The following is an 18467-nucleotide window of genomic DNA, read 5'->3' on the forward strand; positions in this document are numbered from 1 at the left end:
ATCGCGCTCTCTTTCTGCTTGCTACACATACTCTACAAAAAACACACTGGCGGCGGCCTAAAGCGCCGTCAGCCCATCAGCCAGCCCAAGGGGGTTCCATGGACAATGAGTTGCGTGCCAACCTGCAAGCCGCCGCCCAGGTGCTCTACCATGCCCTGTACCGAGCCCCGACCGACGCCTTTCTTGGTCAGCTAGAGGGCGCCCATGCCGATCGCTACTGGCCCGAGTACCAAGGCAGCGCATCACTGCAGCTGGCTCAGCAGGCTGCACTGGAGTTGCTTCACCAGGCCCTGACCAAGCCCGTAGATATCGAAAGGCTAAAACGTGACTACACCGCCCTGTTCGTTGGTCCGGGTCCGCTTAAGGCGATCCCCTGGGGCAGTCCCTATCTGCATGAGAAACGCCTGCTGTGTGGCCCCTCTACCCAGGCACTGTCACACTGGTTGGAACACAATGGGATCCGGGTACTCACCGACAGCTCTGAGCCGGTGGACCACATAGGTCTGCTGCTCTCGGTGATCGCGTCCCTGGTGGTTGAGCCCGAGCGGGACCATGCCCTGCGCCAGCTACTGGGTGAGCACCTGTTGCCCTGGTCTGGACATATGCTGACCCTGATGGAGGAGCAGGCCGAGACCGACTACTATCGTGCCATCGCCGCCCTGACCCAGGGCCTGCTTGAGTGCCTGGCTCAGCAGCTCAATGTCGAAGTGACGCCACAACGTCTCTACGCCTGAACGTCCGATCCACTCACTCCTGCGCCAGCGCCTGGGTAACCGCCTCGATCCACAGGCGTGCTACCACGGCATCACGCCGCTCCGGTCGATAACAAGCCTGATAGAGGACACTGCGACTGTTGTCGGCGTGTCTGAGCGCCTGAAACTTCCCACGACGCAGGCGTTCTCCGAGCAGGGGGGCCGGTAACCAGCCCCACCCCACGCCTTGTTCGATCAGATCCCTCAGTTGCTCGAAACTCGACATGGCCACGTGATCCGGGCTGAGCAGCTGCGCCACCACCACCCGCTCTCCCCGCCAGTACGACAAGGCCACCTGGGTATAGGCCCGCAGATCGGCATCCGTCAGTGAGGAGAGGGCCGACAGGGGATGCGCGGCGGCCGCCACCAGTTGCAATCGTAGATGACCCAGCTCCTCCAGTGCCATACCATCCAGGCGCTGCAGATCCAGGCCAAAGGCCAGATCCACCGCCCCACTGTGCACCATCGCCACCAGCTCCTGGGGCGGCGCCAGCACCATGGTGATCCGAGTCTGCGGAGCCTGACGCTTGAGGCGGGCCATCATCGCCGCCCAGCTCGACTCCGGCAGGGTGTCGTCCCGGGCGATACGGATCTCCCGCTCACCGCCAAGCTGCCATTGGTGACAGCGTTGCTGGATCTGCTGCCCCAGCAGCAGCAAGCGCTGGCAGTCTGCCTGGATCGCCTGCCCCTCATCGGTCAGTTGCACCCGGTTGCCACTGCGTGTAAACAGGCGAACCCCCAGATCATCCTCCAACGCCGAGATCGCCACACTGACGCTGCTGCGGCTGCGATCCAGTGCCCGTCCAGCGGCGGCCAGAGAGCCTTCCTGTGCGGCCGCCACGAAGGCTTGGATCTGCTCCAGTTTCATTGTCTTACCCTATCTTCATCACCACCACGGCCAATATCATCACCGCGATCCCGGCCCACCCTTTGGGCCCCATCTTATCGCCATTGACCCAATATCCCAGCATGGCAGTCCCCAGGATTCCCATGGCCCCCCAACTGGCATAGGCAACGGCCAGCTCGATATGCTCAACCGCAAAGGAGAGCAGGGTAAACGCGGCCCATACCAGGAGTACGGCGACGACCGCGAAGCGCTTCTTGCGAAAGCCATCGCTGCGACTGACAAAACCATTGGCTGCCACGTCCAACAGGGCAGCGCCCATGACAAAACCAAAACCTCCGAACAAAATACTCATGGATGACGCTCCTGCTCATCCAGATGCAGCAGGGCCATACCCAGCAGACACAAGCCGATCCCACACCAGATCACCGGATTGAGCGTCGAGCCCAACAACAACACCGACACCAGGGCGATCAGCAGCACCCCCAGCCCTTCCCAGAAGGCAAAGGCCACGGCAATGGGGATCCGCCGCGCCGCCCTGGCCAGGAAGAAATAGGAGAGCCCCAATAACAGATAGAGGGCCGAGTATCCCAGCACAGGCGCCCAGTCCTGCTGCACCATTAAACTCATCACACTGGTACCGGCGATCTCGGTCATCACCGCCAGCCCCAGAAACACCCATGCCGTTCGCATTCTCCACCTCAAACTCAGCTACCCATCGCAGCGGCACCGAGTTTAAGGGGGAAAATCCTAACGCAAAAATCACTGAGCGTTTGATTACCTAACGCTTAGGCGCTCAGGCTTCAATGCGTACCGGTAGCCGAGTCGCTCCCCAGTTACCTGGCTGGGCCTCAAAGACACCGGGAATGGCATGGCCACACTGACCGCAAAGTCCCCGCCCTAAGGCATCCAAAGTGATCCCCCAGTGGCCCAGTTCATACCAGTCCCGCTCGATCAGGAGTGCCTGGCAGTGAGGGCAGTGAGTACTGCCTCCCTGAGAGTCATGCACATTGCCGGTATAGACATAATGAAGTCCCACCGCCTGAGCTTGCGCTCGAGCCCGGCTCAACGTGGCCATCGGCGTGGGCCCGGGCTCCTGCATCTTGAAGTCCGGATGATAGGCACTGAAGTGGAGGGGGATATCGGCCCCCAGATTATCGAGGATCCAGCCACACATCCGCTCGATCTCCGCTTCGCTGTCATTAAGGCCAGGAATAAGCAAAGTGGTGATCTCAAACCAGCAGTCGGTCTCGTGCCGCAGATACACCAGGCTGTCCAGCACGGGCGCCAGATCCCCCCCGCAGATCTTATGATAAAAGTCCTGAGTGAAGCCTTTCAGATCCACGTTCGCCGCATCCATGGCGGCAAAGAAGTCGCGCCTGGGCTCGGGATTAATGTAGCCCGCGGTGACCGCAACGGTGTGAATGCCAAGCTCCCGGCAGGCCGCCGCCACGTCCAAAGCATACTCATAGAAGATCACCGGATCATTGTAGGTAAAGGCCACGCTACGACAGCCCAGTTGCCTGGCCTTGTGGGCCAGGGCCCGGGGCGTCGCATTGCTGGCCAGGGTATCCATCTCCCGGGACTTGGAGATATCCCAGTTCTGACAGAACTTGCAGGTCAGGTTGCAGCCGGCCGTACCAAAGGAGAGCACAGGTGTGCCCGGCAGGAAATGGTTGAGGGGTTTCTTCTCGATGGGATCCACACAAAAGCCCGATGAACGACCATAGCTGGTCATCACTATCTCGCCACCTCGTGCCATACGGACAAAACACACCCCTCGGTGCCCCTCACGCACAGTGCACAAACGGGGACACAGGGTGCACTGCACCCGCCCATCTTCCAACTTGCGCCAAAACCTGGTGGCCACCGTGCTCATACCCGCTCCCGTCCATACACGCGCCTTCTATAATTTTAGAGTGTCCCGAGCCGGATCCGAAAGCGATGAACAACAGCACCACCCGACCCGCCGCCGTTGCCGGTGCCTTCTACCCCGGCGAGCCAGAGGGGCTCAGTTCCCAACTTGAGCAGCTGCTGAAGGCGGCATGCCCCGCTGCCGACGCCCCGCCACCCAGGGCCCTGATCGTCCCCCACGCCGGCTACCTCTATTCCGGTGCCACCGCCGCCAAGGCCTATGCCCGGGTGGCGGGACAGCCCTACCGCCGGGTGGTACTGCTGGGGCCGACCCACAGGATCGCCATCCGCGGCATGGCGGGCCCCCAATGGCGGCGATTTAACACCCCCCTGGGCCCGGTTGAGCTGGATCCCGCTGGCCTGGCGGCCGTCCAGCAGCACCCGGAGGGTACGCTGCGCAATGACACCCATGCCCTGGAGCACAGCCTGGAGGTACAGCTGCCGTTCCTGCAAACCTGTCTGCCCGGTGTCCCCATCGTTCCCATCCTGGTGGGCGAGATGGCGCCGCAAGATCTGCAGGCGTTCCTTATTCAGCTGTTACAGCCGGACGACTTGCTGGTGATCAGTACCGATCTGAGCCACTTCCATTCATTGAGTGATGCTCGGCAACGAGACAAGGCAACCGTCGACAAGATCCTGGCCCTGAACAATGATCTCCATGGCCACCAGGCCTGCGGCGCCCGCCCCCTTAACGGTGCCCTGGGCTGGGCCCGTTCCCAGGGGCTGGCGATCGAGTTGCTGGCCCAGACCACCTCAGCCCAAGTTAATCAGGATACCCAACAGGTGGTCGGCTATGCCGCATTCGCCCTCCATTGATCCCCCAAGCCCGCAAGAGGTGCAGCGCTGGTTTCAACGGGTGCGCGACAGCATCGCCTCTCGCTGGCAAGCACAGCCCGAGCCCGTCCCCCTGGAGTGGGATGGAGTGATCACCAATGCCTTTGTCAGCCTGCACATTCAGCATCAGCTGCGTGGCTGCATCGGGACGACTAACAATCGGGATCGCCCCTTTAACGAGCTACTGCCTTACCTGGCCCGGCAGTGCGCCTTCGCCGATCCCCGTTTCCCGCCCCTGACCCAACCCGAGCTGGCCCAGTGTCAGATAGAGATCCATATTCTGGGCCCCCGCCACGAGGTTGCCGCCCGTACCCGCAGCGAACTCAGCGCCCAACTGAAAAGCGGACAGGGCTTGGTCTTAAAGCAAGGATCCCGTCAGGCCCTGTTCCTGCCCGTAGTGTGGAAACAGTTGCCAGATAAGGACGACTTTCTCAATGCCCTGCTGCGCAAAGGCGGCTGGGATCCTGGCGCCTGGCCGGAAGGAATGCGGGCCGAATGCTTCGAAGCTCTGGAGCTGGAAGAAGTGCCACCCAGGGGTGAATAAGATTCACGCCCATTGGCCAATCAGGACCCCTCACCCCCCGGCCTTTGTGTGATCCGGATCGGCACCCAGTTCAGTTTTTCAGCAAATCTCTTGCTTTTATGTTTGATTCCGTTATGATCCGCGCCGCTTGAGTTCCCCCCCTTGAACGGAACTTGATTACCGGGGTGAGAAGCGCCATGCGACCGTATTTTTTTAATGGGACCGTCGCTGGGCTATCACCTCCTCGAATTTCCGCAGGATCCTCTCCTGCCTATATACAGAGCATCTAATGTCAAATAGCTGTGATTTTTCCAGCCTCGGTCTGCCCGAAGCGCTGCTGAACGCCATTTCCGCCATGGGCTTTACCGCCCCGACCCCGATCCAGGCTCAATCCATCCCGTACATGCTGGATGGCAACGATATCCTGGGTGAAGCCCAAACCGGTACCGGTAAAACCGCCGCCTTTGGTCTTCCGGCCCTGGCTGGGATCGATCCGCGTCAGCGCACTTCCCAAATGTTGGTGATGGCACCAACCCGTGAACTGGCAATTCAGGTGGCGACCGCCCTGGAAGAGTTTGCCGTCAACATGAAAGGCCTGCGCGTAGCCACTATCTACGGCGGTCAGCCTTACGGCCCGCAGATCCGCGAGATCGAACGTGGCGCCCAAGTGATTGTTGCCACCCCGGGTCGTCTGATGGATCACATCCGTAAAGGCACCCTGTCTCTGGACAGCATCCAGTGCTGTGTCCTGGACGAAGCGGACGAGATGCTCAATATGGGCTTCCTCGAAGATATCGAGTGGATCCTGGAACACCTGCCAGAGCAGGCCCAGATGGCGCTGTTCTCTGCCACCATGCCAAATCAGATCCGCCGCATCGCCGAGCGCTTCCTGAAAGATCCTAAGCACGTGAAGATCGCGGCCGATAAGGCCAAGAAAGCCAACATCGTGCAGAAGGCGTGGAAAGTATCCGGTCTGAACAAGCTGACCGCCCTGGAGCGTTTGGCCGAGACCCTGGACTACGACGCCATGATCGTGTTCGTACGGACTCGTAACGACACCATGGAACTGGCCAACCACCTGAACAACCTGGGCTTTAAAGGCGCTGCGTTGAACGGTGACATGAGCCAGCAGCAGCGTGAGCACACCGTTGCCCAGCTGCACAAAGGCAAGATCAACATCCTGATCGCCACCGACGTGGTTGCCCGTGGCCTCGACGTGCCACGCATCACCCACGTACTGAACTACGACCTGCCGATGGACTCCGAGTCCTACGTACACCGTATTGGCCGTACTGGCCGTGCTGGTCGCAGCGGTACTGCAATCCTGTTCGCTCGCCCACGTGAGCTGCGTCAGCTGCGCTTCTACGAGCGTCAGACCTCCAGCACCATCGAAATGATGGAGCTGCCAACGGCTGAGGAGCTGGGCAAGCACCGCATCGCCAAGCTGAGTGTTGAGCTGGCCGAGTGCGTCGCTGGCACTGAGCTGGCCGAGATGCAGAAGATGATCGCCGCCATGGCCGAAGAGAACGAACTGACCATCGAACAGCTGGCTGCGGCCCTGCTGTTCCAGCGTCAACGCACTAAGCCGCTTCAGCCAAGCCCGGATCCGGCCCCACGTTTCGAGCGTGACCGTGGCGAGCGTGGCGAGCGTGGCGAACGTCGCGAACGCCGTGAGCGTCGTCCTGCCACCGATTTCGAGACCTACCGTCTGGAAGTTGGCCGTGAGCACGGCACTCAGGTGAAGGACATCGTCGGTGCCATCGCCAACGAACTGCAGCTGGATTCCGGCAACATCGGTCAGATCCGTCTGCACGATGGTCACTCCCTGGTACAGCTGCCTAAGGCGATGCCAAGCGAAACCCTGGCCAAGCTCAAGGCGATTCACGTGCGCAACCGCGCCCTGAACGCCGAGCAGACCAACGAAGTGATTGAACCACGCCGTGACGGCGGTCGCCGTGAAGGTGGCTTCCGTGGCCGTGATGGTGGTCAGCGTCGCGAAGGCGGTTTCCGTGGTGAGCGTCGTGAAGGCGGCTATCGTGGTGAGCGTCGTGAAGGCGGCCAGCGCGGTGAGCGTCGTGAAGGCGGCCATCGTGGTGAGCGTCGTGACGGTGGCCAGCGTGGCGAGCGTCGTGAAGGCGGCTTCCGCAGCGAAGGTCGTCAGGACCGTCGCCCACGTCGTGACAACGACAACTTCGGCAACCAGTAAGCTGATCGTATCGTCAGCTTACGCGGCCACGCCGCTAAGCTAACCTACGAAGCTGATAGCTGATTGATGAAGGCCGCTTCCCTCGGGAAGCGGCCTTTTTGCTGCCTCATCGCCAACAAGACACTTTGATACATTCCCCGACAAAGGATCCCAACGCCCTTGGGTCCGTCCCGGTAGGCTGAGCACTTGAGTTCAACGGAAACCGGAGAGATCGAGATGTACCATTCCGTTCGCCACTGGGTATGGCTACTGCCCGCCGTTACCCTGATCTTATCCCAGGCGGCCGAGGCGGCCCCCGCCCCAAAACACAGCCCCCACGCCACCAAGAAGCGGGTAGTGGTGGTGCACCCCAAGTACAAACCGCTCAAGCGCCAACCCAGGGTACGCGTCTACTCCCGTCAGACCCTGCCTCGGGCCGCCAGCTATGTCATCATCGCGGGGGCAACCTACGCCGTACTGGACAACCTCTACTATCGGCGCCAGGGCGACACCTATGTCTATGTCGAGCAGCCGCCGGTCGCCAGTGTCACGCCTATTACCGATGCCGAAAATAACCCCACCCCTGCCGCCAATATCGGTCCCGCACCCGGCACCCTGGTCGAAGGACTGCCCCGTGACACCACAGTCGTTACCGTTAATGGCGCCAGCTACTATGTGGACGGCAGCATCTGGTATGCCCCCGTCGCCGGAACCGACCAGTTTGTGGTGATCGCGCCACAACTCTAGAAAAGTCGGCGATCCACCACGGACCAGGCCAGCTGCATGCTGGCCTGGTGCCGTAACTCCCTTTTAACACCTTGAATCTCCAAGGCATCTTGATAAGCTGTCGCCCCCACCCTTGAAGAGAGCCCAGTTATGCGTCAGCTGTTGCCTTTGCTTTTCGTTCTTGTCTGCCTGCCGGCACGCGCCAGCAGCGACGATCTGGCCCATGCCCTGCGCATCGCCCTACCCGCCGTCGCCGCTGGCACCAGCCTGTACAAGGCCGATACCGAGGGCCTGTGGCAGTTTGGCCTGAGCTTTGCCGCCAGCAGTGCAACGGCCCTGGCCCTCAAAGCCACGGTGGACGCCGAGCGCCCCGATGGCAGTGGCAACGACAGCTTCCCCAGCGGCCACGCCACCAATGCTTTCTCTGCCGCCGCCTACCTGCAGCGACGCTATGGCTGGGAATACGGCCTGCCAGCCTATGCTCTGGCCTCCTGGACCGCCGTCAGCCGGGTCAACAGCGACGCCCACCGTTGGGGGGACGTACTGGCCGGCGCGGCCATCGGTATCGCCTTCAACACCTGGCTGGTCGAACCCAGCGACAAGATACAGCTGGTCCCTCTGATCGGTCGACAGCAACTCGGCCTGGCCGGCCAAATCCGCTTCTAACCAGACTGCCGCCAAACCGAAAGCCAACTACACTGAATTCAATACGGATTTAGATGGGAAACGGCTTTCTTGGCTCGCTCCGATACACCCCCACCTCTGCGTCGACAGATCGTGTGGCAGCTGTTGCTGCCCATGGTGCTGCTCCTCGCCCTGGGCATGGGCTCCAACCTCTACCTGGAGCAAAAGCGCTGGTATCAGGCGGTCCATCAGGGACTGGAAGATGAGCTGGTGCTGGTCGCCGAACGGTTGGAAACCCTGTTGGCCAGCGTCAGTGCCACGGTCAACGCCACCGTCTCCCACCTGAGCAATCAGCCCCTGCCGGAGGACGACCGCCTCTATGCCCTGACCCGGCGTCACCTGGATGATAATCCCCGCCTGTACGGCAGCGCCATCGCGCTGGAGCCGCTGCGCCACAACCGTTTGTTTGCCCCCTACAGCTGGCAGGATCCCACGGGGCGTCACAGCATGGACATCGCCGCCAACGCCTATGACTACAGCGACGGCAACTGGTCCTGGTGGGATCTGCCCAAACAGAGCAACAGTGCGGTCTGGACGCCGGCCTACTTCGATGACAGTGCCGGAAACATCCTGATGACCAGTTACAGTGCACCTGTGTTTTTCAACGGCCAGTTCCACGCCGTGGTCACCGCCGATCTGGCCCTGGCCGATCTGGCCAAGCGCCTGGATCTGAGTCAAAGCGAACTGGTGGTAGCCGATGCCGCGGATCGCCTGCTGGCCCACCCGAATACCGAGCTGATCCTCAATACCCGGCTGGCCGATCTGATGGCGGACACCGAAGAGAATCGCCGCCTGCTGGCCGAATCCAAACAACAGGACAGTGGTATCGTCCGGATGCAGCTCAAGGATCAGATGGAGATCGTGTTGGCCTATCGTCGCCTGCCGCGAACAAACTGGCTGACGATCCTGCTCAGGCCAGCAGCCCAGGTCGACGCCCCCATCTACGCCGAGTACCGCCGCAGCGTGACTCAACTGCTGATCTACAGTGGCCTGTTTGCCCTGATCAGCTGGCTGCTGTCACGCCGTCTGGTCCATCCCATGGAGCAGCTGCGCTACCGAGTGATCGCCCTGCAGCACGGCAGCCGCAGCCTGACGCCCCTGACCAACCCGGGTACCGAGGAGATCCGGGCATTGGATCAGGGCCTGCTTTCCATGGCCGCCAGCCTGCAGGAGCGGGAAAAGCGGCTGCAGGACGCCCACGGCAATCGTCTTGCGGGTCTTCTGGAGGGGATGGGAGACAGGGCCTTCTACTTCTCCATGGACACCGAAGGGCGTCTGCAGCAAGCCAGTGACAGTGTCACCGCCGTGCTGGGCTATGAGCCAACCCTGTTCTGCCAAAAGTTCCCCCGCCTGTTGACCGACAATCCCGGCAATGAGGCCAACTGGCGCCACCAACAGCAGGTACTGGCGGGCTCCAGTGTACCGCCCCATCCTCTGGAGCTGCGCCACAAGGATGGTCGGCCACGCCAATTCAACGTCTACCTGCAGCCGATCCGCGACGATCAGGAGGCGATCCTCGGTGCCGAGGCGCTGCTGATCGACATCAGCGATGAGATCGAAGCCGGTCGCTGGTACCAGTCGATCATCGAGGCGGCGCCCGATGCCATCCTGCTGGTGGAAGCCGACGGTCGCATCATCTACCTCAACCACCAGTTGGAGCAGCTCAGTGGCTATAAGAAGCGCGACCTCATCCACCAGAGCGTGGAGATCCTGCTGCCGCCAGACCGGCGTGAACGCCATCCGGCACTGCGGCGCCAATATCTGAGCGATCCTCGCCCCCGGCCCATGGGTCAGGGCCAAGATCTGGCCCTGCGACGGGCCGACGGCAGCGAAGTCAGCGTCGAGATCAGCCTGAGTCAGTTACCTCAGACCCCGGGGAAAAGTGCGAAAACAGCGGCCATTCTGCGGGACATCAGCCAGCGTAAGCTGGGTGAGCAGCAACTCAAACAGGCCAAACAGCAACTGGAGCTGATCACCGAATCTGTACCCGGCGTCGTGTTCCAACTGGTGGCCGATCCGGTCCCCCCCGGGGTACGCTTCAGCTTTATCAGTGGTGGGATCACCAAGGCTTTGGGCCTGGAGCGGGAGCAGGTCCTGGCGGATCCAAACCGGGTCCTGGAGCGGGTACTGGCCGAGGACAAGCCGGCTTTGGAGCAGGCGATGCGTCGCTCCATTCGCCATGGCCAGGACTGGCATATGGAGCTGCGCCTGCGCAGCCTGGGCGGAACCCCGCGCTGGTTCAGCATCGGTGCCCGCTTGACCCGGGAGCCCGACGGTCCCCCCCACTGGAGCGGCTTCCTGCTGGATATCGACGAACGTAAGCAGATGGCCCAGATGCTGGTGGAGTCCGAATCCCATTTCCGTGCCCTGTTCGATAACGCCGGGATCGCCATCGTCACCCTCAGCCCCACCGGCGTGATCAAGGAGTTCAATGAGCGGTTTATCCAGTTTGCCCAACTGCCCCCTGAGCAGCTGATCGGTCAGCACATCAGTCAGCTGCTGCCCGCTCACGACCGGGATGAATTTAACCGGTTCCTGGCGCCGCTGCGAGACAATCGGGTCCCCCACCTGGCCCGAGAGATGCGCTACCAGAAACCCGACGGTGAGATCCGCTGGGCCGATCTGCGTGCGGTACGCCTCGACCAGCAAAGCAAACCCGACAGCGCCCTGGTGTTGACCATGTCGGACATCACCGAGCGGCGTGAGATCAACGTGGCGCTGCAACAGGCCAAGGATGCCGCCGACGCCGCCAACCGGGCCAAGAGCGACTTCCTGGCCAATATGAGCCATGAGATCCGCACCCCGATGAATGCCATCATCGGCATGACCCAACTGTGTCGGCAAACCGAGCTGGCACCACGCCAGGCCGACTACCTGCAGAAGATCGACTCCGCCAGCCAGACCCTGCTCAGCCTGATCAACGATGTGCTGGACTACTCCAAGATCGAAGCCGGCAAGCTGGAGTTGGAGCAGACTGATTTCGCCCTGGATGAGGTGCTCGAACGCCTGTCGGATCTGTTTGCCGCCAAGGCCAGCAATCAAACCCTGGAGCTGCTGTTTGCCATCGATCCCCAGGTACCCAAACGCCTGGTGGGCGATCCTCTGAGGCTCGGCCAGGTGCTGATCAACCTGTTGAGCAATGCACTCAAATTTACCGAGCGGGGAGAGGTCGTACTCTCGATCCAACCCGTTTCGGCACAAAGGGACCGAGTGCGCTTCGAAGTGCGCGACACCGGGATCGGCATGACCCCGAGTCAACAGGATCGCCTGTTCCAGTCGTTCAGCCAGGCGGACAGCTCCACCACCCGCAAATACGGTGGCACCGGTCTGGGGCTGGCGATCAGTCAACACCTGGTCCAGGCCATGGGGGGACAGCTGGAGGTGGACTCCGCGCCCGGCGTCGGCAGTGCCTTCCACTTTACCATCGAGCTGCCTGCCGCCGTCGAGGCCATGCCCGCCCAGGTTTTGGAGCTCGAACACACTCCCCTGCTGCTGGTGGACGACAATGACACGGCGCTGGAGGTGCTAGAGCGCACCTTGAACAGCTTTGGCTTCGTGGTGCAGCGGGCCCGCAGTGGCGAACAGGCACTGCAACAATTCGACGCAAACGGCAGACCCGAGCTGGTGCTGTGTGACTACCGCATGCCCCAGATGGATGGGCTGACCCTGGCCCGTCACCTGATTGAGAAAGGGGTTCCAGCTAATCGGATCCTGATCCTCAGCGCCTACTGTGACGAACCCTTGCAGCGGGGCAGTGACGAGCTGGGCCTGGCCGGAACCCTGGCCAAACCCATCAACCCCTCGCGCCTGCTCGATACCCTTTTGGGGCTGCTGGGCCAGCCGGGCCAGATCCGGCCGGTACGCAAGCAGGGCGCCGCGACCCTGAGCCCACAGCAGCTGAGTCAACTGCAACACAAGAAGGTGCTGCTGGTGGAAGACAACCCCATCAACCAGGAGGTGGCTTGCGAATTCCTCGAACAGCTGGGACTCACAGTCCATGTGGCGGAGCACGGTAAACAGGCTCTGCACAAACTGGAGCAGGATCATTACGATCTGGTACTGATGGATTGCCAGATGCCGGTCATGGACGGCTTTGAAGCCACCCATGCAATCCGCCACCACCTGAAGCTGACCGATCTTCCCGTGGTCGCCATGACCGCTAACGCCATGGCGGGCGACCGGGAGAAGTGCCTGGCTGCTGGCATGAATGATCACCTGGCCAAGCCCATCGATCTCCCCCAGTTGCACCAGATCCTTTGGCAGTATCTGGGGGACAGCACCCCCATGGAGTCCGCTCCCAAGACCGAAGAAAGCCACCAGGGCGGCTGGCCGCTGCACCCCTTACTGGATGTCGACCGGGGCTTGGCACTGGTGCAAGGCAGCAGCAAACTCTACCGCCGCCTGTTACAACGCTTTACGGACAGCCAGGGGGATAGCATCACCCAGCTCAAGCGTCACCTGCGCCGTCAGCAGTGGCAGGAGGCAGAGCGCCTGTGCCATACCCTCAAGGGCCTGTGTGGCAGCCTGGCCAGTCCAACTCTGGTGAAGGCCTTTGCTGAGCTGGAACTTAAGTGCCATGACCATCAGATCGAGCAAGCCTCCTTAGCCCTCCTTGAGGAGCAGATGGAGAGCCTGCTTAAGGCCCTCCATCAATGGCTGCAAAAGAGCACTGAGCACCAGCCCCCTTCGCCACAGGGTGAGGAAGACCCTGAGAAACTCAACCAGCTAATGGCCCAGCTCGGACCTTTGCTGGAGGCCTATGATCCCCAGGCCGCACAGGTGATGGAAGAGATCGCCCGGCTTGCTCCTCCCCAGGCCAAAGCACTGCAGACTCTGGCTACACTGATAAAAAGCTATCAATTCGATGAGGCCAAGGCATGGCTGTCGGCACAGCAGGAGAGCAACGAACAGGACGAGGATCAGCATGAATGACAACCGGGCAACGCTGCTGCTGGTGGATGATACGGCCGCGAACATCGATGTACTGGTGGGGATCTTGCAGGATCACTACCGACTCAAGGTGGCGCTGGATGGCGAAACGGCCCTGCGGATCGTCCAGCAGAGTCCACCGGATCTGATCCTGCTGGACATCATGATGCCCGGCCTGGATGGGATCCAAGTGTGCCAGCGGCTTAAGGCCGATCCCGCCAGCGCTCCCATCCCGGTGATCTTCGTCACGGCCTTGGGGGAGGTGAAGGACGAAGCGGCCGGACTGGCCGTGGGGGCGGTGGACTACATTACCAAGCCGGTCAACGCTGCCGTAGTCAAGGCGCGGGTCGCTGCACAACTGGCGCTGTACAGCCAGGCCCGTCATCTGGAGTCCCTGGTGCAGGAGCGAACTGCCGAACTGGAACGCACCCGGTTGCACATCATCCAATGCCTGGGTCGTGCCGCCGAATACAAGGACAACGAAACCGGCCTGCATGTCATTCGCATGAGCCACTTTGCCCACCGCCTGGCCGAAGCCGCCGGACTGGCCCCCGCCCACTGCCAGCTGATCCTCAACGCCTCCCCCATGCACGACATCGGCAAAATAGGGATCCCGGACCATATCCTGAAAAAGCGGGATCGGCTGGACGATCAGGAGTGGCAGGTAATGCAGCAACACCCACAACTGGGTGCTGAGATCCTCGGCCAGATAAGCTCAGAGCTGATGCAGATGGCGTCGCGCATCGCCCTGACCCACCATGAACGCTGGGACGGTACCGGCTATCCTCAAGGTCTCAAAGGAGAAGCGATCCCCATCGAGGGCCGCATCGTCGCCATCGCCGACGTGTTCGATGCCCTCACCTCGGAGCGCCCCTATAAACACGCCTGGACCATGGCAGACACTCTGGAGCAGATCAAAGCCGAACAGGGCCGTCAGTTTGACCCCACCCTGGTGGATCTCTTTCTCGCCCTGGAACCTGAGCTTGATGCCATTCGCCAGCGCTATCAGGACGACATTGCCTAAAACGGGCACTTGAGTTAGCGTGATACGCCTGTTCCTCAAGCCCTTTGATCATTATGTTTCAACTGCACCCCCGTCTGGCGGCGGATTCCAGCCTACTTGGCCACCTGGCTGGCTGCCAACTCCGTCTCAGTCATGACAGCCGCTACCCCTGGCTGATCCTGATCCCCGAGCACGAAGGGATCCAGGAGATCCACCAACTGCCAGAGGCCCTTCGCCAAAGCACCTTTGAGGCCTCCTGTGCCCTGGCCGATCTGATGCAACGCAGCCTGGAGGCCGACAAGATGAACATTGCCGCCCTGGGCAATATGGTGCCACAACTGCACATCCACCACGTGGCACGCTTCGAAGGCGACGATGCCTGGCCCGCCCCCATCTGGGGCGCCCTGCCAGCACAACTTTATGCCCCAGAGCGACTCGCGATCACCCTGAACGAATGGCGACATCGTCTAACGGCACTGGAAGGCTTTGTCTCGGCCGACGCCTAACTGCGAAGGCGGCCACCTCCAAGCTGATCGGGCACCAATAAAAAAGGGAGTCGCATAGACTCCCTTTACACCTGGTGCGAACTCACGCCCGTTTAAGAAACTGAGGTTCAATATGGGCGTAACCCAGATCCGAGCTGATCCCCACCTGGCCATCACTGATATTGACAGAAAGATCCATGGTGCGAGCCGCCATCGCCGCCAGGGCTTCACCGGCCTCATCATCGATCTGGATCACCGTCAGGTTATCAAAGCGGCTGAACTTACCCTGGTTCTTCTCCCACCAGATCGGCACACTGCGATCACCATAGGCAAATACCACCACCTGCTGGGCACGACCACAGGCTTTCTTCAGGCGTGCTTCATCCGGCGAGCCCAGCTCAATCCACAGCTCAATCTCGTCCGAATAGCTTTTCTGCCACAGCTCAGGCTCATCGTCTTCACACAGCCCCTTGGTGAACTCCAAACGCTCATCGGCGTATAGGCCCCAGGCCAGTACCCGCAACATCATGCGCAGATCGGTTTCAGAAGGATGACGGGCCAGGGTCATGCTCTGCTCGGTATAGACATGACGATCCATGTCAGACAGCTGGATCCGGGCTTTAAATACAGTGGCTTTCAGCGCCATACAATGCTCTCTTTACGGGGCCGGGAAGGATATGGCTGGCAGAGTACTGACACCGAGCCAGGCAAACAAGGCTTAAGCAAGCCAATCTCTCGTGTTTATCAAACTTTTACGCCATTAAACCCATTTTTTATGGAACTTGAGGGCCTCAATAAAGTCACACCAGACATTCTTGCGGATTTGGGGTTGCACTTTGCCACCCCAACCCCAATAGTAATCCGAACACTCATTAGGGAGAAAATCCATGAAAACCATGTTTAAAGTCGGCTTGGTCGGCGCAGCAATTGCACTGGCAGGTTGTCAAGACGACGCTGGCAAAACCGAAGCCGTAGCGGCCCAGGTACAACTGGAAAACGAAGATCAAAAAGCCGCCTACGCTATCGGTGTTTCCATGGCCCAGTACATCAGCGGCAGCCTTGAGCAGCAGGCAACCCTGGGTGTCGATCTGGACAAGCAGGTGATCCTGGCTGGCCTGCAAGACGGCATCAACGAGACCGCTCAGCTGACCGACGAACAACTGCAAGAAACCCTGATGGCCTTTGACCAGCGCGTCAATGAACTGGCCCAGGCGAAACAAGCCGCAGACATCGCTGCAGCTCAGGAAGAAAGCGCCGCTTGGCTGGCCGAGATGGAAGCGATGGAAGGCGTCGTGAAAACCGAGTCTGGCCTGCTGTACAAAGCCATCACCAAAGGTGATGGTGCCAAGCCGACCGCCGAAGACACAGTGACCGTACACTACCGCGGCACCCTGCCTTCCGGTGAAGAGTTTGACTCCTCCTACGCCCGTGGCGAAACCATCTCCTTCCCGCTTAACGGTGTGATCCCTGGCTGGACCGAAGGCCTGCAATTGATGACCGTAGGTTCCAAGTACGAGCTGTACATCCCGTCTGAACTGGCCTACGGCGAGCGCGGTGCCGGTCAAATGATCGCCCCGAACACCCCACTGCGTTTCGAAGTTGAGCTGTTCGCCATCAACGGTGAGCCAGCTCTGGAAGAAGCGGCAGAAAAGTAAAAGCTTCTTTCTGGCCGTAAAAAAGCGCCCTTGGGGCGCTTTTTTATTGTTTGAAACATCCGTCGATGATCACCCACCCTCGATCCCGGCCCGCTGCGTTTCGACCTTGAGCTGTTCGCCATCAAGGGTGAGCCAGCTCCAAGCAATTCTACGCAGCAAAAATAGAGAGAGCCCCAGCAGTTATTCTGCTCCACCACAGCTCTAGCCACCGACATTGCCAGCCTAAGAATCAGGTAAAAACCTCTCACCACAAAATTTCCAATTCAAATACAATATGTTAATCAGAAACGTAGTTCTGGATTTTCCGTGTAATTCCGCTATTCCCCAAGCATAGAGTTCAGTAGGGTGCTGCAACGTCTTACAAATCACCGGATGGAAGGAACCAGATGAAAAAAATCGCCTTCGCGATCAGCGCCACCCTGCTGATCGGATGCAACAGTAGCAGCCAGAATAACAACGAAAACATCGTAGACAGCCTGAGCCTCCTTGCTTTCGACGCTGAGCGTCAGTGTTACGCGGGGATCAAGGAGATCGCTCTCTGGCAGCACAACTCGAAAGGCCAACTGGCAGGCGAGTTGACCATTGACGAGCTGGGGCGAGTCGATTTAAGTGCACTGGCCCAAAACGATTATCTTACCCTGCTGAATCCAGCCGAGTCAGGCGCTCGCGTGAATATGCTCAATAGCTACGCTCGCGCCTTAATCAAAGGCGATAAAGTACTGGTGCTGGGAGATGAATATGACTCCGTCGATCCTGGTAGTCTCGGTGACTGTGTGATTGAGCAACCTCAGCTAAGCTGGCAGCCCTACAGCGTTGACAACGCCGATGAATACCGACATATCCAGGCGGACGAGGTGCGCACACGCTCTGTCAATGGGCAGAAGGAACTCAGCTATAGCCTTGGCCCTGCACTCTTCCTTGGCCAGCGCAGCAATGCCAGCACAGGCTATCAGGACTATGCCTTACTTCGGCCCGGCGATAATCCTTCCTTCCAGCTCAATGCTCCGCTGGACCGAGTCCATGTCCAACACAGCTATAACAACGCACTGGAAATCGCCGCCGGCCAAATCACCATTGGTAACCAAGCCATGGCATTACGATCCGGGCACTACCAGTCCGGTGATGATCTCTGGCTAGATCTCATGCCCGTTGAGGTGGCGAGTCAGTACATTGACTTTGATACATACGGCGACCACCCCAGCCTGCAAGACGTCGAGTACTTTATCTCTGGCAGTATTAAGCGCGGCGATGCACTGACCACTACCCTGCCTCAGCTCCCACTGGATATCGTTCAACGCTTTGATGTGGATGAGCAGGGGCTGCACTTCGAAGCTAAGCCCTTTGACCACCAGTTCGTCGTGGCCGCCCGAGCCTGGTTTCGTCTACAGAGTCTGACTCTGACCATGCAGGCTGTTTTCGATGGCCCCAATACGACCAACTGGCCAGAATTTGAATTGCCGGAAGGGATGGGAGGCATTCACACCGTTTCTTCCGTCAACCTGTTCCAGCTTGATGGAGAGCTTTTTTACGAGGCCGGTCTAAGCTTTGCAGCATTGCAAGCTCCCCATCCCGAGGTCATACGCTATGGTGCAACACGCAGCCACAATGTGAGTCCACTGGCGCACACCGAGCAACAGCCCCTATGGCACCGAACCAACCCGTTCCGTCGTTAATTATTCAGGCGCATGCTTAATAACGGTAGCCCTCTGGCTACCGTTTTTTGTTGCTGCCCGAGATGATCGCCCACCCTCGATCCCGGCCCTCTGCGTTCCGAAGTTGAGCTGTTCGCCATCAAGGGTGAGCCAGCTATGGAAGAAGCGGCAGAAAAGTAAGCATTTGCTGATAGCTGATCCTATCGTCAGCTTACGCGGCTGCGCCGCTAAGCTAACCTACGGAGCTAGAAGCTGATAGCTGATAGCTGATAGCTGATAGC

The 18467-nt window shown here is 60.0% G+C and carries 16 protein-coding genes; 11 read left to right on the plus strand and 5 right to left on the minus strand.

What is annotated here, in order from left to right; genetic code table 11:
- The first annotated feature begins 98 nt into the window (after positions 1-98).
- On the plus strand, positions 99-734 hold the full coding sequence (locus tag AC2D8U_RS02155) for a TorD/DmsD family molecular chaperone (RefSeq protein ID WP_484617392.1): 636 nt from the start codon (positions 99-101) through the stop codon (positions 732-734).
- Between the two features lie 13 nt (positions 735-747).
- On the opposite strand, the gene AC2D8U_RS02160 is transcribed toward AC2D8U_RS02155, so the two are convergent.
- The 4 genes from AC2D8U_RS02160 to amrS form a co-directional block, all read right to left on the minus strand.
- Entirely contained in the window at positions 748-1620 is an 873-nt protein-coding gene (locus tag AC2D8U_RS02160; RefSeq protein WP_484617393.1) for a LysR family transcriptional regulator, read from the minus strand.
- Between the two features lie 4 nt (positions 1621-1624).
- On the minus strand, positions 1625-1951 hold the full coding sequence (locus AC2D8U_RS02165; protein WP_484617394.1) for an SMR family transporter: 327 nt from the start codon (positions 1949-1951) through the stop codon (positions 1625-1627).
- Positions 1948-2289, minus strand: a complete 342-nt coding sequence (locus AC2D8U_RS02170) for a DMT family transporter (RefSeq protein WP_484617395.1) — start codon at positions 2287-2289, stop codon at positions 1948-1950. Before AC2D8U_RS02170 ends, AC2D8U_RS02165 begins: the two co-directional genes overlap by 4 nt.
- Before the next feature lie 103 nt (positions 2290-2392).
- The gene (gene amrS, locus AC2D8U_RS02175; RefSeq protein ID WP_484617396.1) at positions 2393-3475 is read right to left on the minus strand and encodes an AmmeMemoRadiSam system radical SAM enzyme; all 1083 of its coding nucleotides are present in this window, start codon (positions 3473-3475) and stop codon (positions 2393-2395) included.
- A gap of 65 nt (positions 3476-3540) precedes the next feature.
- On the opposite strand from amrS, the gene amrB reads away from it, so the two are divergent.
- The 8 genes from amrB to AC2D8U_RS02215 all read left to right on the plus strand — a co-directional run bounded on the left by amrB (position 3541) and on the right by AC2D8U_RS02215 (position 14900).
- Complete coding sequence (gene amrB, locus AC2D8U_RS02180) at positions 3541-4326, plus strand: AmmeMemoRadiSam system protein B (protein WP_484617397.1); 786 nt, start codon at positions 3541-3543, stop codon at positions 4324-4326.
- Entirely contained in the window at positions 4304-4888 is a 585-nt protein-coding gene (gene amrA, locus AC2D8U_RS02185) for an AmmeMemoRadiSam system protein A (RefSeq protein WP_484617398.1), read from the plus strand. The genes amrB and amrA overlap by 23 nt, the downstream gene beginning before the upstream one ends.
- A 268-nt stretch (positions 4889-5156) precedes the next feature.
- Positions 5157-7073, plus strand: coding sequence for a DEAD/DEAH box helicase (locus AC2D8U_RS02190; RefSeq protein WP_484617399.1), 1917 nt, complete (start codon positions 5157-5159; stop codon positions 7071-7073).
- A 216-nt stretch (positions 7074-7289) separates the two neighbouring features.
- Positions 7290-7799, plus strand: a complete 510-nt coding sequence (locus AC2D8U_RS02195; protein WP_484617400.1) for a hypothetical protein — start codon at positions 7290-7292, stop codon at positions 7797-7799.
- Between the two features lie 129 nt (positions 7800-7928).
- Positions 7929-8444 carry a phosphatase PAP2 family protein gene (locus tag AC2D8U_RS02200; RefSeq protein WP_484617401.1) on the plus strand — a complete coding sequence of 172 codons (516 nt, stop codon included), beginning with the start codon at positions 7929-7931 and terminating at the stop codon, positions 8442-8444.
- A gap of 69 nt (positions 8445-8513) precedes the next feature.
- The gene (locus AC2D8U_RS02205) at positions 8514-13394 is read left to right on the plus strand and encodes a PAS domain S-box protein (protein ID WP_484617402.1); all 4881 of its coding nucleotides are present in this window, start codon (positions 8514-8516) and stop codon (positions 13392-13394) included.
- A complete protein-coding gene (locus tag AC2D8U_RS02210; protein ID WP_484617403.1) occupies positions 13387-14415 on the plus strand; it encodes an HD-GYP domain-containing protein in 1029 nt (342 codons plus the stop codon). The genes AC2D8U_RS02205 and AC2D8U_RS02210 overlap by 8 nt, the downstream gene beginning before the upstream one ends.
- Positions 14416-14468: 53 nt before the next feature.
- Positions 14469-14900, plus strand: coding sequence for an HIT domain-containing protein (locus AC2D8U_RS02215; protein ID WP_484617404.1), 432 nt, complete (start codon positions 14469-14471; stop codon positions 14898-14900).
- A gap of 82 nt (positions 14901-14982) precedes the next feature.
- Here AC2D8U_RS02215 and AC2D8U_RS02220 read toward each other — a convergent pair whose 3' ends face one another.
- Positions 14983-15525: a YaeQ family protein gene (locus AC2D8U_RS02220; protein ID WP_484617405.1), complete on the minus strand. Its 543-nt coding sequence runs from the start codon at positions 15523-15525 to the stop codon at positions 14983-14985.
- A 241-nt stretch (positions 15526-15766) separates the two neighbouring features.
- Here AC2D8U_RS02220 and fkpA point away from each other — a divergent pair, with 241 nt between their 5' ends.
- On the plus strand, positions 15767-16534 hold the full coding sequence (gene fkpA, locus AC2D8U_RS02225) for an FKBP-type peptidyl-prolyl cis-trans isomerase (protein ID WP_484617406.1): 768 nt from the start codon (positions 15767-15769) through the stop codon (positions 16532-16534).
- Between the two features lie 386 nt (positions 16535-16920).
- Positions 16921-18207, plus strand: coding sequence for a hypothetical protein (locus AC2D8U_RS02230; RefSeq protein ID WP_484617407.1), 1287 nt, complete (start codon positions 16921-16923; stop codon positions 18205-18207).
- Positions 18208-18467: the final 260 nt, after the last annotated feature.

Source organism: Ferrimonas sp. YIN67, from assembly GCF_057219095.1.

What these genes read in the sequence shown, in the direction of transcription:
- AC2D8U_RS02155 (WP_484617392.1), top strand. Translation starts at nt 99, where the DNA reads ATGGACAATGAGTTGCGTGCCAACCTGCAAGCCGCCGCCCAGGTGCTC.
- AC2D8U_RS02160 (WP_484617393.1), bottom strand. Translation starts at nt 1,620, where the DNA reads ATGAAACTGGAGCAGATCCAAGCCTTCGTGGCGGCCGCACAGGAAGGC.
- AC2D8U_RS02165 (WP_484617394.1), bottom strand. Translation starts at nt 1,951, where the DNA reads ATGAGTATTTTGTTCGGAGGTTTTGGTTTTGTCATGGGCGCTGCCCTG.
- AC2D8U_RS02170 (WP_484617395.1), bottom strand. Translation starts at nt 2,289, where the DNA reads ATGCGAACGGCATGGGTGTTTCTGGGGCTGGCGGTGATGACCGAGATC.
- amrS (WP_484617396.1), bottom strand. Translation starts at nt 3,475, where the DNA reads ATGAGCACGGTGGCCACCAGGTTTTGGCGCAAGTTGGAAGATGGGCGG.
- amrB (WP_484617397.1), top strand. Translation starts at nt 3,541, where the DNA reads ATGAACAACAGCACCACCCGACCCGCCGCCGTTGCCGGTGCCTTCTAC.
- amrA (WP_484617398.1), top strand. Translation starts at nt 4,304, where the DNA reads ATGCCGCATTCGCCCTCCATTGATCCCCCAAGCCCGCAAGAGGTGCAG.
- AC2D8U_RS02190 (WP_484617399.1), top strand. Translation starts at nt 5,157, where the DNA reads ATGTCAAATAGCTGTGATTTTTCCAGCCTCGGTCTGCCCGAAGCGCTG.
- AC2D8U_RS02195 (WP_484617400.1), top strand. Translation starts at nt 7,290, where the DNA reads ATGTACCATTCCGTTCGCCACTGGGTATGGCTACTGCCCGCCGTTACC.
- AC2D8U_RS02200 (WP_484617401.1), top strand. Translation starts at nt 7,929, where the DNA reads ATGCGTCAGCTGTTGCCTTTGCTTTTCGTTCTTGTCTGCCTGCCGGCA.
- AC2D8U_RS02210 (WP_484617403.1), top strand. Translation starts at nt 13,387, where the DNA reads ATGAATGACAACCGGGCAACGCTGCTGCTGGTGGATGATACGGCCGCG.
- AC2D8U_RS02215 (WP_484617404.1), top strand. Translation starts at nt 14,469, where the DNA reads ATGTTTCAACTGCACCCCCGTCTGGCGGCGGATTCCAGCCTACTTGGC.
- AC2D8U_RS02220 (WP_484617405.1), bottom strand. Translation starts at nt 15,525, where the DNA reads ATGGCGCTGAAAGCCACTGTATTTAAAGCCCGGATCCAGCTGTCTGAC.
- fkpA (WP_484617406.1), top strand. Translation starts at nt 15,767, where the DNA reads ATGAAAACCATGTTTAAAGTCGGCTTGGTCGGCGCAGCAATTGCACTG.
- AC2D8U_RS02230 (WP_484617407.1), top strand. Translation starts at nt 16,921, where the DNA reads ATGAAAAAAATCGCCTTCGCGATCAGCGCCACCCTGCTGATCGGATGC.